The organism is Brytella acorum (assembly GCF_029309905.1).
GTDB classification, from domain to species: domain Bacteria; phylum Pseudomonadota; class Alphaproteobacteria; order Acetobacterales; family Acetobacteraceae; genus Brytella; species Brytella acorum.
Map to the genome: position 1 here is coordinate 1 of NZ_JARBJP010000006.1, position 15349 is coordinate 15349.

10 protein-coding genes are annotated in these 15349 nt (G+C 60.3%); 4 read left to right on the forward strand and 6 right to left on the reverse strand.

Annotated features, from left to right (window positions below; translation table 11 throughout):
* The first annotated feature begins 216 nt into the window (after positions 1 to 216).
* Positions 217 to 1209, forward strand: a complete 993-nt coding sequence (gene cysK / locus PWM43_RS10510; RefSeq protein ID WP_289842467.1) for a cysteine synthase A — start codon at positions 217 to 219, stop codon at positions 1207 to 1209.
* A 19-nt stretch (positions 1210 to 1228) separates the two neighbouring features.
* Here cysK and PWM43_RS10515 read toward each other — a convergent pair whose 3' ends face one another.
* From PWM43_RS10515 to PWM43_RS10530, 4 genes are all read right to left on the reverse strand, one after another.
* Positions 1229 to 3088 carry a beta-galactosidase gene (locus tag PWM43_RS10515; RefSeq protein ID WP_289842468.1) on the reverse strand — a complete coding sequence of 620 codons (1860 nt, stop codon included), beginning with the start codon at positions 3086 to 3088 and terminating at the stop codon, positions 1229 to 1231.
* Positions 3089 to 3248: 160 nt separating this feature from the next.
* The gene (locus PWM43_RS10520) at positions 3249 to 4370 is read right to left on the reverse strand and encodes an acetoin dehydrogenase dihydrolipoyllysine-residue acetyltransferase subunit (protein WP_289842469.1); all 1122 of its coding nucleotides are present in this window, start codon (positions 4368 to 4370) and stop codon (positions 3249 to 3251) included.
* A gap of 2 nt (positions 4371 to 4372) precedes the next feature.
* On the reverse strand, positions 4373 to 5401 hold the full coding sequence (locus PWM43_RS10525; RefSeq protein ID WP_289842470.1) for an alpha-ketoacid dehydrogenase subunit beta: 1029 nt from the start codon (positions 5399 to 5401) through the stop codon (positions 4373 to 4375).
* A 30-nt stretch (positions 5402 to 5431) separates the two neighbouring features.
* Positions 5432 to 6397: a thiamine pyrophosphate-dependent dehydrogenase E1 component subunit alpha gene (locus tag PWM43_RS10530; protein WP_289842471.1), complete on the reverse strand. Its 966-nt coding sequence runs from the start codon at positions 6395 to 6397 to the stop codon at positions 5432 to 5434.
* A gap of 250 nt (positions 6398 to 6647) precedes the next feature.
* Between PWM43_RS10530 and PWM43_RS10535 the strand changes: the two genes are divergently transcribed.
* Positions 6648 to 7592: a helix-turn-helix domain-containing protein gene (locus PWM43_RS10535; protein ID WP_289842472.1), complete on the forward strand. Its 945-nt coding sequence runs from the start codon at positions 6648 to 6650 to the stop codon at positions 7590 to 7592.
* 57 nt (positions 7593 to 7649) lie between these two features.
* On the opposite strand, the gene PWM43_RS10540 is transcribed toward PWM43_RS10535, so the two are convergent.
* The gene (locus PWM43_RS10540) at positions 7650 to 9662 is read right to left on the reverse strand and encodes a phosphocholine-specific phospholipase C (protein ID WP_289842473.1); all 2013 of its coding nucleotides are present in this window, start codon (positions 9660 to 9662) and stop codon (positions 7650 to 7652) included.
* A 190-nt stretch (positions 9663 to 9852) separates the two neighbouring features.
* Between PWM43_RS10540 and PWM43_RS10545 the strand changes: the two genes are divergently transcribed.
* Positions 9853 to 11565: a M28 family metallopeptidase gene (locus PWM43_RS10545; RefSeq protein WP_394356066.1), complete on the forward strand. Its 1713-nt coding sequence runs from the start codon at positions 9853 to 9855 to the stop codon at positions 11563 to 11565.
* Positions 11566 to 11583: 18 nt separating this feature from the next.
* Here PWM43_RS10545 and PWM43_RS10550 read toward each other — a convergent pair whose 3' ends face one another.
* Positions 11584 to 13761, reverse strand: coding sequence for a TonB-dependent receptor (locus PWM43_RS10550; RefSeq protein WP_289842474.1), 2178 nt, complete (start codon positions 13759 to 13761; stop codon positions 11584 to 11586).
* Between the two features lie 599 nt (positions 13762 to 14360).
* Here PWM43_RS10550 and PWM43_RS10555 point away from each other — a divergent pair.
* On the forward strand, positions 14361 to 15296 hold the full coding sequence (locus PWM43_RS10555) for an N-acetylglucosamine kinase (RefSeq protein ID WP_289842475.1): 936 nt from the start codon (positions 14361 to 14363) through the stop codon (positions 15294 to 15296).
* The last annotated feature ends 53 nt before the right edge of the window (positions 15297 to 15349 follow it).

The window sequence follows — 15349 nt, forward strand, 5'->3', positions numbered from 1 at the left end:
GACGTCAAAACCCCCAGCGCCCATGATACTGTGTCTCAAGGCACGGAAAAGTAGGTCGCCGCCAGGTCCCCTGATCCACCCTGAAAACCAATGTCGCTTGCTTGCGACCAAAACATCCATTTTTTCAGCTATGATAGACCGTCTGGTCGTTCTTCCGTGAATGCGGAAAAGCTTCTATGTTTCCGTTATTATTTTCACGGGGACTGGACGACGTTCGTGTCAAAAAAAATACTTGAAGCTTCGCCGCTATCGAAAGATTTTGCCGCGCCGCGTGGGCGGGTTTATCGCTCGATTACAGAAACAGTGGGCGGCACTCCACTCGTTGCACTTCCCAGACTGACCCAGCACGACAAACTTGCGGCAACGGTGTTGCTCAAGCTTGAGTTTTTTAATCCGCTTGGGTCCGTCAAGGATCGCATCGGCGTGGCGATGCTGAGTGATGCGGAAGCAAAGGGAGAGATTGCGCCCGGAAAGACGGTTCTCATAGAGCCGACCTCTGGAAACACAGGGATTTCTCTTGCTTTTGCCGCAGCCGCACTGGGATATCGCCTGATCGTTACCATGCCGGAGAGCGCGTCCGTCGAGCGTCGCCGCATGTTGCGCATCATGGACGTTCAGCTTGAGTTGACCCCCGCAAATCTAGGAATGGCCGGGGCTATCCGCCGGGCCGAACAACTTGTTCGCACCATTCCGAATGCCTGGATGCCAAGTCAATTCGAGAACGCCGCGAATCCGGCGGTTCATGCGCTTACGACGGCTGAAGAAATATGGGCGGATACGACTGGAGAGGTCGATGTTGTCGTCGCCGGGGTCGGGACAGGTGGAACAGCGTCGGGTATCGCGCATGCCCTGAAACCGCGCAAAGCCTCGTTGAAAATATTCGGCGTCGAGCCTGCTGAAAGCGCCATTCTGAATGGTGACGAGCCCGGACCACATGGCATTCAGGGCATCGGTCCCGGGTTTTGTCCGTCCACGCTCGACTTGAAAGCATTGGACGGCGTATTGGACGTGTCAGAGCGCGACGCGATCGCCACCGCGCGCCGATGTGCGCGGCTTGACGGCATTCCTGTTGGAATTTCATCGGGTGCAGCCCTTTATGGTGCCCTGGAACTTGCGGGACGTCCGGAATTCGAGGGCAAAACCATTGTGGTCATCGCGCCGTCTTTCGCGGAACGATATCTCTCCACTCCGCTATTTGCGGGACTTTAAGCCTTTCATAAAATTCGGCTCATTGTGCCAAAGTAAGTTTTCCCGAAATCTCCGCCGGAGCGGAGAGGTGATAATCGAGAATGAAAACCTCGTTGCTCTGCTTTTTGAGCCATTCCTGCGGGCAATAAAGTCGCTTCTGAGGACCGGCATCCCAGAAGCGACCTAACAGGTGACCATTGATCCAGACATAGCCCTTTCTCCAGGCGCTCATGTCGAGATACGTACTGGCGGCCGCCGGAAAGTCGAAGCGCGCTTTAAAGAGAAAGCCGCCTGCCGACTCAGGAAGAGCCATCAATTGCGTGACATCACGGAAATCAAGCGGAAGGCCGAATAGGGACCAGTCATCCAGGATGTGTGCACCAAGCGTGGCGATACCTTCCAGTCCCTTCAGATCGCCCAGCGCGGCGCCGTATCCAATATGGCCGAACGTATCCACGAGCACATCCAGGCGACGGGCCTGCGGGGCTGCTGCGATTGTCACTGTCTCGCTCGCAGACATACGCGACAGAGTCCCGATATCCTCGCCGTCCAGAAACAGGCGCGCATAATCGTGAATCGGCGGGAGATTCAACTTTCCTGACGCGCCCGCGGGTACCACCGTCCTGTATAGAGCCATCCCCTGACCTTGCCGGAGGGCTCGCTCGATGCTGACCGGATTGCCAATGAAGAGAGGATTGGTGAAAAAATCCCAAAGAGATCCGGCCTTTTGACACAGGACCGGTGGGAATGTGGCCATCGGAGGGGATGGAGGAACGGCGGGAACAGGCAAGCCGGTCGCTTCGGCGATCATGGTTCGAAATTGACGATAGGTGGATGTCGGAGCGCCGGTTTCATCGATCGGCGCTCCGTAATCATAGCTCGTGATGACAGGTTCGAACTGCAATCCGTCTTTTCGGGCATTGGCACCGGCACCAAAGCCGAAATTGGTGCCGCCATGCACGACATAGAGGCTGAACGACAGCCCAGCCGCCAATATGGCCTGGAGGTCCTTGCCGAAATCAGCGCGCGCGAACGTTTTATCCCGCCAGTGCGTGAGCCAGCCGGGATAGGCCTCGCTGATCCAGATTGGTGCGGAAGACGCCAGTCCTTTGGCGCCTGAAATACTTTTCTCGCCATCCAGTCCGATCGCTACGCCTGGAAGCGTCGTGTGGGTCTCCAGAAGCTGGGAGAGGCCGTCTGCGATCGAGAATGGACCTTCGATCCCGTATCGCTGCCAGGTCTCGTGGACCCATTGCATATAGGCGTCGTCCTTGCCGAACGAAGCATATTCGTTCTCGATCTGGGTCATCAGCACCGATCCGCCTGCTTTCGCCAGAAGGGGGCGGAGGATGGGAGCGATCGTGGCGATATAGCGCTCGGACGCCGCGAGAAAAGCGGGATCGCGTGTCCGAAGCGCAATGGGTCCGCCTTCGAGCAGATAGGATGGCAGTCCGCCCAGATCCCATTCGGCACATACATAGGGGCCGGGGCGAAAATAGACCCACATTCCGCATTCGGCGCAGAGCCGTATGAAAGCGGCGAAATCCCGGCGATCCGTCGTCAGATCGAACACGCCCGGCCTGCTTTCGAGGCTGTTCCACATCACATAGATGGAAATGCAGTTCAGACCCATGGCGCGCGCCATTTCGATACGCTGACGCCACGCACTGCGCGGTATGCGAATCGGGTGCATTTCCCCGGCGCGGATCTGGAACGGCCGTCCGTCCAGTCTGAAGCCTTCCGGATGGAGCGTGAACAAATGGGGAGACCCGTCAGGGACAGGCTCGGAATGGCGATCCGCGGCGTTCGCCCGTGCCAGCCCGCTCGTGGCCAGCCCGCTCATGGCAAGCGTGGAAAGACTGGTCGAGAGCAGGAGGCGTCGCGTCAACAGAAATGTCATCGTCCAAAAACTCCTCGACATCGCGCAGGCTCGCTGCCGGACGCAGGCCATCAAAGCATGGACGTTGCAAAACGAGAATAAATCGGGCGGAATTTCGTTCAAGGTCGATGTGAATTGGACTCCTGCTCGATGGTCCAGTCGAGCAGGATAAGAAGAGCCTTCAGGCGATCAACTGCGTGACGGCCGCATTCACGTCGGCGGATTTCTCCATCTGCGGCATGTGACCCGTCTCAGGCAACAGGGTGATCTTCACCGATGCTGGCAGACCTTTTGCCGATGCGGCGGACAGAACTTCGTCGTTCTCGCCCCAGATCACCTGTTTGGGCCCGGTGAAGTTCTCCAGCGCCCCGTGCAGGTCATCCGCCTGATGACCGTCGGGGAAACAGGCTTTCGCAACGGTCTCCAGCCCGGCAACCGCGCCATCCAGACGTTTGAACCGGATGATGCCTTCGATCATGTTGCGGGTGATCAGAGACTTGTCATGGACAAGATAGTGCAGCACCGGCTCCAGCGTCTTGCGGCGATCCGCCGAGATGAAGCCGTTGATGAAGTCCATGTTGATGTCTTTGCCCAGGCCCGCCGGAGCGACGAGAGAGAGGGACGCGACTTTCTCCGGATGCGACTTCGCCAGTTCGAGGGCGATAGCGCCGCCCAGCGAGTGCGCGACCACATGGGCCTTCGCGATATCGAGTTTGTCCAGCAGCGCGGCCGTCGTGGCCGCGAAGGTCGCGGGTTTGCCGTCACCAACGTTTTTGCTGGAACCGCCATGACCGGGAAGATCGAACGCGACGGTCCGGCGGCTACCGGAGAAGTGGTCCTGATTGAACATCCAGTTGGTCAGATCGCCGCCGAAGCCGTGGATGAAGAGAACGGGTGTGTCGTCGCCATGCCCGCTGTCCTGCACCTTCAGTTTCAGGTCGCCAACCTCGACGACAACCGGTTCGGCGCTTTCGCTGGCGCCGGTCTCCGCCGCCTGAGAGGAAAATTCATTCTGGAATTTCTCGACGAACGCGTCGATATCCGCGTCGCTGACGTCTTTGTCGGCCAGAACGCCGATCAGCGCGCCGACAGCCAGCGTCTCTCCTTCGGAAGCAACCTGCCGGCGCAGAATGCCGGAAGCCGGGCTCTCATAGCCATTGGTGATTTTCGTCGTCTCGATATCGGCGAGTTCTTCACCGACATCGACCGAAGAGCCGGGCTCGACATTCCAACTGGCGATCTTGCCCTCGGTCATGGCGAGACCGAATTTCGGCATGGTGATAGGCGTAATGGTTCCGGCCATTGTCAGGCGTCCTGCTTTGCTTTGTAGCCCATGACGGACCGCACCGCGGCTTCGATGCGCGCGCTGTCGGGCATGTAGAGTTTTTCGAGAACCGTGGCGAATGGCACGGGCGTATGCGGCGGCATCACGCGGCGGATCGGCGCCTTCAGGGCGTCAAACGCCTCTTCGGCCACGAGGGCCGCGACATCACATGCCAGATTGCAGCGCGGGCTGGATTCGTCCACGACCACGAGGCGACCCGTTTCGGCCACGCAGTCGAGGATCGTTCCCGTGTCGAGCGGCGAGGTGGTGCGCGGGTCGATCACCGTGCAGGAAATCCCGTCTTTTTCCAGACGATCGGCTGCCTCGTTGGCGAAATTCACCATCCGGCCGAAAGCGACGATCGTGACGTCATCGCCCTCGCGGGTCAGGTTCGCCTCGCCGAAGGGGATGGTGTAGGCCTCGTCGGGAACCTCGTCCTCATCATCATACATGACCTTGTTTTCAAGGAAGATGACGGGATCGTTGTCACGTATGGCCTCGATCAGGAGACCCTTGGCTTCATACGGATTGGAGGGAATGACGACCTTCAGGCCCGGAATATGCGTGAACAGCGGGTAGAGCGCCTGGCTGTGCTGCGCCGCGGCGTTGAAGCCCGCGCCGTACATCGCCCGGATCACGAGCGGCGTGGTGGCCTTGCCGCCGAACATGTAGCGGAACTTGGCGGCCTGGTTCATGACCTGATCCAGACACGAGCCGATGAAGTCGACGAACATCAGTTCGGCGACGGGACGCAGTCCGGTCGCGGCCGCGCCCGCGGCGGCTCCGATATAGGAAGCCTCGGTGATGGGCGTGTCGAACACGCGATCGGGGCCGAACTCGGTGAACAGGCCCTTGGTGACGCCCAGAACGCCGCCCCAGGCATCCTTGACGCCTGAAGATCCGCCCTGACCGCCCGCGACGTCTTCACCCATGAGGATGACTCGCGGATCGCGCTGCATTTCCTGCCGCAGGGCCTCGTTGATGGCCTGACGGAAACTCTTTTTGGACATGGATTTACTCCGGGGATTTCCGCGTGGAGATCAGTAAGAAACGTAGACGTCGGCCAGCAGGTCTTCCGGTTCCGGAAGGGGAGCGGCCTTGGCGGCGACGACCGCTGCTTCGATTTCGTCGCGTACGCTGGCGTCGATGCCGTCAAGCGAGCTTTCGTCCAGCAGGCTGATTTCCGTCACGCTCTTGCGGAAGTTTTTCAGGCAGTCATGATCGTTGCGCAGTTCCGCCACTTCGCCATTGGCGCGATAGGACATGGCGTCGCCTTCGAAATGACCATACCAGCGCGACAGATGAACGTGCAGCATCGCTGGCCCATTGCCGGCGCGCGCATGCGCGATCGCTTCACCGGCAGCTTCATAAACCGCGAAGAAGTCGTTTCCGTCGCATTCAAAATACGGCATGCCGAAACCGGCGGCGCGCGCCTTCTGAGTGCCGGCCACGGCGTAGGAAGACGCTGTAGCCTCGCCGTAACCGTTATCCTCGCAAACGAAAACCGCCGGAAGCTTCCACACCATGGCGAGATTCAGGCTCTCGAGGGTCGTGCCTTCGTTGGATGCGCCATCGCCATAGAACGCGACAGCGACCCCATTGTCCTTGAGCAGCTTGTGAGACAGCGCCGCACCGCAGATCAGCGGCGGGCCGCCGCCGACGATGCCATTGGCGCCGAGCATGCCGAGCGAGAGGTCGGCGATATGCATCGAACCGCCCTTGCCGCGGCAGACGCCGGTGCGACGACCGTAAATTTCAGCCATCATGCCATCCACCGCCACGCCCTTGGCGATACAGTGTCCATGGCCGCGATGCGTGCTGGCGATGGTGTCGACGTCACTCAGATGGGCGCAGACGCCAACGCCCGAGGCTTCCTCGCCACAATAGAGATGAACGAAGCCGGGAATCTCTCCGGTTGCGAACTCGACGTGAAGACGTTCCTCGAAATCGCGGATGGTGCGCATCGAGCGATAGGAACGCAGGAGAATGTCGCGTGCGATCTGCATGTTTACTTCCCGGGCGATGACGCCCCCTGGGTTGCGAAAAGACAAGGCGGATCAAGGACCGCCTCGGTCACAGCGATGTTGTTTGAGTGGAACCGCTGCGTCCGGTATGCGCGAGTAAGGGGGGCGAAGACGGCAGGGGTAAAGCCAGACGGCGCATTGCGTCACGCGCATGTGAGAGTAAAAGGAAAAAAGTGTCGCACATACGAGACATATGTATCGTATGGGGCTGCTGGTACGAATGAGAGATGGCATGAACCTGATCACCACGTCTCATGGGGCTCTGGCCGCATTACCCTCCGCGCTGCGTCCCTCGTGGCTGCGCTGTGCTGAAACCTACGGTATCGTCGCGGGTGAGCCGATCGCTTCGGACATTCTTTGCTCCGCCGAACTTCGACAGGCTCGGGAGCGCATGGGCGTCACCATGAAGATCTCCGATCCGGAACTGGATCGGCTTCAGGGCATCGTTTCCACGCTCGATTACAATGTTCTGCTCGCGGACCGCTGGGGGGTGGTCGTGGCGCGGCGGGGGGCGCCTCCCTTCGAGAAGGGGTGTCGCCGCTGGCATCTCTGGCCTGGCGCCAACTGGGCGGAAGCCGATGCAGGGACCAACGGGATTGGAACCGCCCTGGTCGAAGGTACGGCGGTGACGGTTCACCGCGATCAGCACTGGCGTACGGGCCTGCGTTACCTCACCTGTTCGGCCGTACCGTTTTATGGCCCTGACGGGCGCATCGCAGGGGCGCTGGACGCCAGTTCCATGCGACCCGACCCGACCGGACGCATCGGTTCGATGATGGAAGCCGTCCTGATCGATGCGGCGCGGCGTCTGGAGCGACGGAGCTTCCTTGAAGCCTATCCCAGCCGTTCCGTTATCCTGCTGGGCGAAGGAAACGGCATTTCGCTGCCGATGGTCGCGCTGGATGAGGCGCGGATCGTGGTTGGGGCCACGTACGCCGCGCGGCAGCTTCTCAAGATCGATGATCCTGAAAAAGCCGGTGTATGTTTCGATCTGGGCGCGCGCGCTGCCGGGGTGCCCGATTTTCAGGAGGCGGAGCGGGCCGTCATCGAAGGGGCTCTGGCGATGTCCCAGGGCAAGATCGCCCCAGCGGCACGTCTTCTCGGCATCAGCCGCTCGACGTTGCACCGCAAGATACGGGCCATGGAACAAAAAGATGTCGCCGGGAACGAGTCCTAGAAAACAGTCCGCCGAGCCCCCCTCAACCGACATACATGCCCTGACGTCATCTGACCTTCAGGCGTTCTCCCCGGCATTCAGCCCGATCCGCGGATCGCTGCGGCTGGGACGCCCGGTTTCCATATGGCCAGCGAGCCGTACGATGACTTCACCGCTCGCTTCGTCCATTATGCTGAGGTCATACCAGTGATCGGCTGACGCAACGGCCACGCTATGCGTCAGCGGGCCTTCCGATTTCGCGAAATGCGTCGACTGGTCGGCATAGTGGTTCCTGACGATGACTTTTGTCGGCGGCTTCATGAGCAAGCCGACGATATCTTTCTCCCGGTGCTCTGTCAGACGGATCGGAATGGCAGCGCTTTCATGGAAGAAACGGTAAAAGCCGTTCGGCGCCGTGATACTGACGGATCCAGCGACGGGGATGAGCAGTTCATGCCCGGCGTCCAGCGTGTAATGACGTGTCCCCCCGTCGTCCCGAAGCCGGAATGTCGCGCCCTGCGGCCCGGATATGGCCAGCCGGACGGCCCGATCCGGTCGCTCCACGAGGTCGGCATGCAGGACATAGGGCAGGGCGCGCGAGAGGCGCTGGCCCGCTTCCTGGATCGGCATCGTCTGCTCGGCCGGGATGACCGGGGGCGGCAGCTTGCAGGAGAGTTCCGTCTGGCTCCGGTAGCGCGCGGTGACCGGCAGGTCCGATGTCCACCGCGCATCCGGATTTTTGAAGTCGAAGGCGGAGGTCAGATCGCCACAGACGGCCTTGCGCCATGGCGTGATATAGGGCGCTTCCACGCCGAAACGCGCTTCGAGGAAACGGAGCACGGAGGTGTGATCGAAAACCTGCGAGTTGACCCAGCCGCCTTTGGACCACGGCGAGATCATGAGTGCTGGCACGCGCGGCCCCAGCCCGACGGGTTCCGCTCCGTAGGCCTCTCCCCGTGTCGAGACGGTGCCGCCACCTGCCGTCGGGTCGAGGGCTGGCACAGGCGGCGGAACATGATCGAAAAAACCGTCATTCTCGTCATAATTCAGGATGAAGACCGTTTTCGACCACACGTCCGGGTGGCGCACGAAAACGTCCATCAGCTGCGAGATCAGATGCTCTCCATAGCCCGGCGGAGCATCGGGATGTTCCGAAAGCGCGGAGGGCGGGACGATCCATGAAACCTGCGGCAAACGACCCGTGGCGACATCGTGTTCGAACGCTTCGACAAGAAAGCGTCCTTCCGATGTCTGCATGTTTTTGGCGTTGGACCCTTCGACGATGTGTCGAGCGTTGCGATACTGCCAGGAATTCTGCGCGACACCCCGGAACGCCGCGAACGAGGCTAGCGGATTGTCGCCGAAATTATCGTATTCCTGATAGACCTTCCACGAGACGCCCGCTTTCTGCAGCCGTTCCGGGTAGGTCGTCCAGTTGAAGGGCGTGAAATCCGGCCGGTCATGGGCGATGTCGGCCGACCAGTTGCCGTCGTCCACATTCTCAATGGCCTGTTTGCCGCTGTTGCCGACAGCCAGGCCGCTCGTGCCGCTGAAAAGGAAGAGCCGGTTGGGGTTGGTCGGGCCGAAGATCGAGGCGTGATAGGCGTCGCAGATCGTGAAAGCGTCGGCCAGGGCGTAGTAATAGGGGATTTCCGCGCGCGTGAAATATCCCATGGTCATGGGTGTCTTGCGGGGAACCCAGATGTTCCAGTCGTCCCACGCTCGCTGGGAGCCTTTCCAGCTATGGTCGAGGCTTTTCAGGCACGCGCTCGACGTGTGAGCGACCTCGAAGCGGAAGGGCAGGATTGCCTTCCCCTGTTCGTTCCGCTGCGCGAAAATCGATGTGCCATCCGGCTGATGTTCGGCGCGCGGGTCATCATAGCCACGGACGCCTCTGAGCGTTCCGAAGTAATGATCGAAGGATCGGTTTTCCTGCATGAGGATGACGACGTGTTCGACATCCTGGATGGTTCCGGTCCGGTTGTGCGCGGGAATGGCGAGAGCCTGACGCAGATTGAGGGGAAGCAGGCCTGCGGCCGTCGCGGACGCTCCGAGTTTGAGGAAATGGCGACGGCTACCGTTCTGACGCATCCTGAAGTCCTTACGCGATCTCGATCATCGAGCATGATTTTACGCCTGCCCGCAACTCATGACGGGCGCACAGGCCGGGAAAGATTTTTTTTCGCTCCTGAAACGACAAGGGACTTGCCCGCTGCCGAAAGGTGTCGGACGGTGATGCCACATCAGACGTATCCAGCAATGTGAAAGGTTCTTTGCAGTCATGCGGCATTCGACTTCCCGGCGGACATATCTGGCCTGTGCGTGCGTGATTGCCACCTTGGCCGTCTTTATGCCGCCTCAGGGCGGGCGTGCCGCCGAAATGCAGGCCGGCGCGTCGCTGCCGATCAGTCCCGCGCGCATGTCGGATACGATGAAGGTGCTTTCCGACGACAGTTTCGAGGGGCGCGCGCCGGGAACGCCGGGGGAGGAGAAGACGGTTGCGTGGCTGATCGCGCAATACAAGGCGCTGGGGCTGGAACCGGGCGGCGAAAAAGGCGGCTGGACGCAGCAGGTTCCCATGATCCGCACCAAGCCTATGCTGAGCGGCACGATCGGCGCGCGCACCGGAAACAGGTCGCAGAGCTTCGTGCAGCTCCGCGATATCTGTCTCATGACCCGCCAGGATACGGACCGCATCCAGATCAAGGACGCCCCCATGGTCTTCGTGGGCTATGGGGTTTCGGCGCCGGAGCGGGGATGGGACGATTTCAAGGGCGTCGATCTCCGTGGCAAGATCGCCGTCATGCTCGTCAACGATCCCGATTTCGAGGCGCAGCCCGGTGAACCGGTCAGCGGACGTTTCGGCGGCAAGGCGATGACATATTACGGGCGCTGGACATATAAATACGAAGAAGCCGCGCGGCGCGGCGCTGTCGGTGCGCTCATCATTCATGACACGCCCGGCGCTTCCTATCCCTGGAGCACGGTCGTCGCGCCGCATGGCGAGATCTATGACAACGTGCAGGACGCCGACGCACCCAAACCCGTTCCCTTGCAGGGATGGCTGGAAGGCGATGCCGCCACTCGGCTCTTTCAGCAGGCTGGCCTGGATCTGGCGAAGCTGCGCGTGGCGGCGCGATCGCCGGACTTCCGGCCGGTTTCTCTGAAAAAAACCCGCTTTTCCGTGGACGTTCCTGTGGAGAGGCAGCACCTCACGAGCCAGAACGTGATCGGCAGGATCACGGGCGCGCGATACCCGGACGAGACGGTCATGTTCGGCGCGCACTGGGATGCGTTCGGCAAGACCGTAAGGCCGGACGGGCAGGTCGAGATCCGACATGGCGCGATCGACGATGGATCTGGCGTCGCCGCGGTCCTTGAAATCGCACGCGCGTTCAAGGCGGAGCCGAAACCCGCACGGACAGTCATGTTCGCGTCCTGGACTGGTGAGGAACGCGGTCTGCTCGGATCGCTGTGGTACACGCAGCATCCTCTGGCCCCGCTGGAGAAGACGGCCGCCAACCTGACCATGGATGTCTTGCAGATGGCCGGACCGGCCAGGAATGCCTTCATCATCGGTCCGGGACAGGATACGTTGCAGGACGATTTCGCAAAGGCCGCTCTGGAGCAGGGGCGTCAGACACAGCCTGAGGCGATGCCCGAGCGCGGCGCGTTCTATCGTGCCGATCACTTGCCGTTTGCGCGCGTCGGCGTTCCCGTTCTGGCGGTCATGGACATGGCGGGTGCATTCGATCTGCTGAATGGCGGTACGCAGGCAGGGGCCAGGTGGCTCAAGGATTACATGGTCTGCTATCATCAGCCCTGCGATGCCTGGAGCGCCAGTTGGGATGTGCGCGGCGCGGCGCAGGATGCCGCAGCTGTCTGGAAAGTGGGACAGATGGTCGCCAATTCCCATGACTGGCCGACGTGGAAACCCGGCTCGGAGTTTGCCGCTATGCGTGCGAAAAGCGCGGCGTCGAGAGGGGCGCCGTAAGGGCGCCCGCCCGGTTCGTCAGAAGCCCGTGGAGACGGATACCACAAGTCCGAAGCCGCCGCCGATCGTGTAGACGGGCGAGCTGCCCTTGACCGTGGAGCCGAAAACACCTCTCGTCGTTTGGGCATTGAGGCCACCGCCTCCGGCAGCAAGATACTTGTTGTCGCTGATATTCTGGGCGTTGACCTGCACCTGCGGGTATTTTGCGATCCAGAGTTTCTTGAAACGATAGCCGAGCGTAACGTTGCCGATCGCGTAGGCGGGCATTTTCTCGTCATTCATGTAGGTCGCATATTGTGAACCGACATAGCTCATATATCCGTTGGCGAAGAAATGTCCGTCATCGTAGGACAGCCCGACATTGACCGTATATTCCGGGCTGTTGATGGCGATCTTGCCTTTCGTCGGCAGGTATTCCAGTCCCTTGGGCAGATTGTTGTCCGTGGTCGCATGGAGGTACTGGAACGATACATAGGGGCTGAAGCCGTGCCAGGGGCGAAGGCCGAGCGCGAACTGCGCGCCGCGCGAGGTCTGTCCGCCCGCGTTCATGTATTGTGAAACAAGCCTGCCGTTGATGTAGCTCGATACGGAACTCTGACGGTTGGTCATGTTGTAGTTGAACAGCGAAGCCGTCACATTGATCAGGCCCGTATGACGATAACCAAGTTCCTCCGAAATTGAATATTCCGCTTTCAGATTGGTGGAATGGGAGAGATCCTGCGTCGGTGACTCCGCGTCCCAGTAATTGCCGTAAACGAGAATGCCCTGCGGCTCCTTGAAGGCCGTCGCCGCGTCGAGATAGATCTGGTCGTTGGGCGTCAACTGATAGCTTGCTGAAACCTGCGGCAGGGGCTGGGCATCGTTTCGGCCGTAATTGTAATCGTCGCCCGGGATCAGGTTCGTCGATTTGTAGGACATCATGACGAATTTCAGGCCCGCATTAAGCGTCAGCCTGTCATGAAACAGCTTGTAAGTGTCGGATACGAACAGAGAGTTCACCTGCTGTATCAGGTGAATATTGAACTGCATGAGCGGTGTGCCGTATTGATCCTTGATCGGATACTTGCCCCACCAGTTCGTCGCCGTGCCGTCCTCGCCGATGGCAGCCATGGGCGATTTCTCTGTCTGATCGTAATAATTGTACCAGTATCCGACCTCGAGTTCGTTGTGCCCGGCTTTCCAGGACAGCGAGTTGTTGAAACCCGCGGTATGCTGGTTCCAGACGTCGATTCCCAGCACCGGCGCCACGCCGTCGACCGCACCTGGAATATTGAGATTTCCGGTGGGTCGCGTGCCGTTATAGCCGTATTCGGTCTGGGTCATGCCATTATTGCCGGCGCCGTGGATGTGCATGTAGTAGGGCGCCGACTTGAACGTCAGCCCATGACCGAGATTGAAGACCAGCGGCGCTCCGATAATGACGGAATGCTGCTGGCTCATGTTCAGCTTCCAGTAGTTGTAGTCGCCCGGCGTATAAGTCGGATCGTAATAGGCGCCCGAGCGCCCCGTCGTTTTCCACTGCGCCATCGTTAGGCTCAGGAAGGATGGCGTGCTCTGCTGCGTGTAGGACATGAAGACGCGTGCGCTGTTGCCGTCGCCCCATTCCTTGACGGCCTTGGCGTCCACATGAGAGCGGCGGTTGCGTCCCGGTCCCATCCACATGGCGTTCGTGCCGTAGGAATAGGACGCGAAGGTCTTGATGCCGCTATGGCCGATTTCACCGGAGTCCAGACGTATGAATTCCCGTGCGAGCTGGTGATTGCCGTAGGACAGATCGATCTTCCCGCCGAAATGTTCGGCGGGATCGGACAGGTATTCTTTGATGGACCCGGCGATGGCATTGTAAAGCGGCAGCGATATGTCGGCCACGCCCTGCTGGACCGTCAGCTTCTGGATGTTTTCCGTGTCCGCCGCCTCGGATGTGAACGGCGTGTAGTGTGACGGATCGGCGACGGGGATATCCTCGAGCGTGAAGCCCACGGATGTCTGGCCAAGGCCGCGCATGGTGAAGCTGCTCTGGTCCGACTGGCCGAAAGCGTCGGCGTTCGAGAGCGTCAGACCCGGCGTATACTGGATCAGGGATAGGGGATTGCTCGTCGGCGCCTGCTTGGCGATGAAATCGCGCGTGACGGATTGCTGGGCTCTGGCCGCGGTTTCAGGGGGAAGAAGACCGCCGCCGGGCGTGGTGTTCGTCACGCCGTTCGAACTTCCGATTCCACCGACGACCCGAATGTTTTCTGTCGTAGGCTTTGCAATTTTGATCGCTTTTGATTGCTTTTGCGATGCCCGATCTGCCTTTTTCGTATCCGTTCCCGTGCGCGGCTTCTCCGCCGCATAGGCGAGACGAACGGGAAGGGTCACGCCCGAAAAAATGGGAAGAAGGCTCGCGCTTATGAGAAAGAAGCATCTTTTCCGCATGGGAGGCCGCGACATTCCAAAGGCAGGCATAGAGGAAGCTCCATGATTTGAGAAGAAAATGTGTCATGGGCAAGCATACGATTGCAATACCAAAACGACCAATCCCGATCATAAAAATGACGCTATAAAATTTCATCATCTATTTTAGGAGCTTAACGTCTTGTCGGATGTGCGCGACTCACTGAATATGGGCCGATATCGTCCTGATGATCGTCATCGGAAGCCTATGACTTTTGTGATCTGATCGAATCAGATCGTTTAGTTCTTGACAGGGCGGAGGCAGATCGGAATGTTCGACCGTTGAGTCAGATTGCGGGCGCGATGAGGAGATCCATGGTTCGACACCCGATCCATTTCAGTGCCGTCGGGCGTCTGGCATGACGGAAGTTCTGGGCCTTGACGGGGGTGGAACCAAGACGATTGCCGTCGTGGCGCGGCAGGACGCTTCGATTGCGCAGGTCGTTCGAGGCGGCGGCATCAATCCGTTCGACGGTGACGCATGGATTGGTCGTTTTTCGGAGTTGCTCGGCCGGATCCGGAAGCCTGTCGCCGCCGCGGCGCTCGGTCTGCCGGGTTATGGCGAAGACGTGCGGCTGACCGCGATGCAGGATGCGCGGGTCATGGATCTCCCGCATGGCCTTGCGACGACGGTGAACGATGTCGAACTCGCCTGTTTCGGCGCGTTCGCTGGCGGGGCCGGGATTCTTCTGCTGGCAGGTACAGGGTCCATGGCCTGGCGTCGTGGTGTGGATGGTCAGTCGGCGCGTGTGGGCGGCTGGGGGTCTCTGTTCGGCGACGAGGGCAGCGCGTACTGGATCGGACGCCAAGCCCTCGCGCTGCTGTCACGGGGGCTCGACCGCCGCGCCAATGTCCCGGCGCGTGATATGATGGCGCTTCTTGGTCTGCTGGGCGGTCGCGCTGGCGACGAGCCGGCGCGCGTGCTTCTGGGCTGGTATGCGTCGCTGACAGCGCCGCGTCAGCAGGTGGCGCGGCTCGCTGAAGGCATTGACGGTCTGGCGAGACAGGGACACATCACGGCGCGGGATTTGATGGATGCGGCCGCAGAGCAACTGGCGACGCATCTCAGGGTTCTGATGGCGGAACAGTCGATGCCCTGGAGTTACGGAGGGAGCGTCTTTCGCAGTATCGGCGTCCGCGACCGTTTGGAAAACGAATTTGGACCCGCGGTTCCTCCGAGACTGCCTCCGGTCGGCGGTGGTGTCCTGAAAGCCGCGCTTTCGGCGGGCTGGGTCGTGGATGATCCGTGGATCGAACGCCTGAGTGGCAATCTTGCCGCCGAGGGCATCATCTAGACTGAACAGGATGAACCGGTCGGCCTCACTGCCGATCGGAATGACGGGGAGTT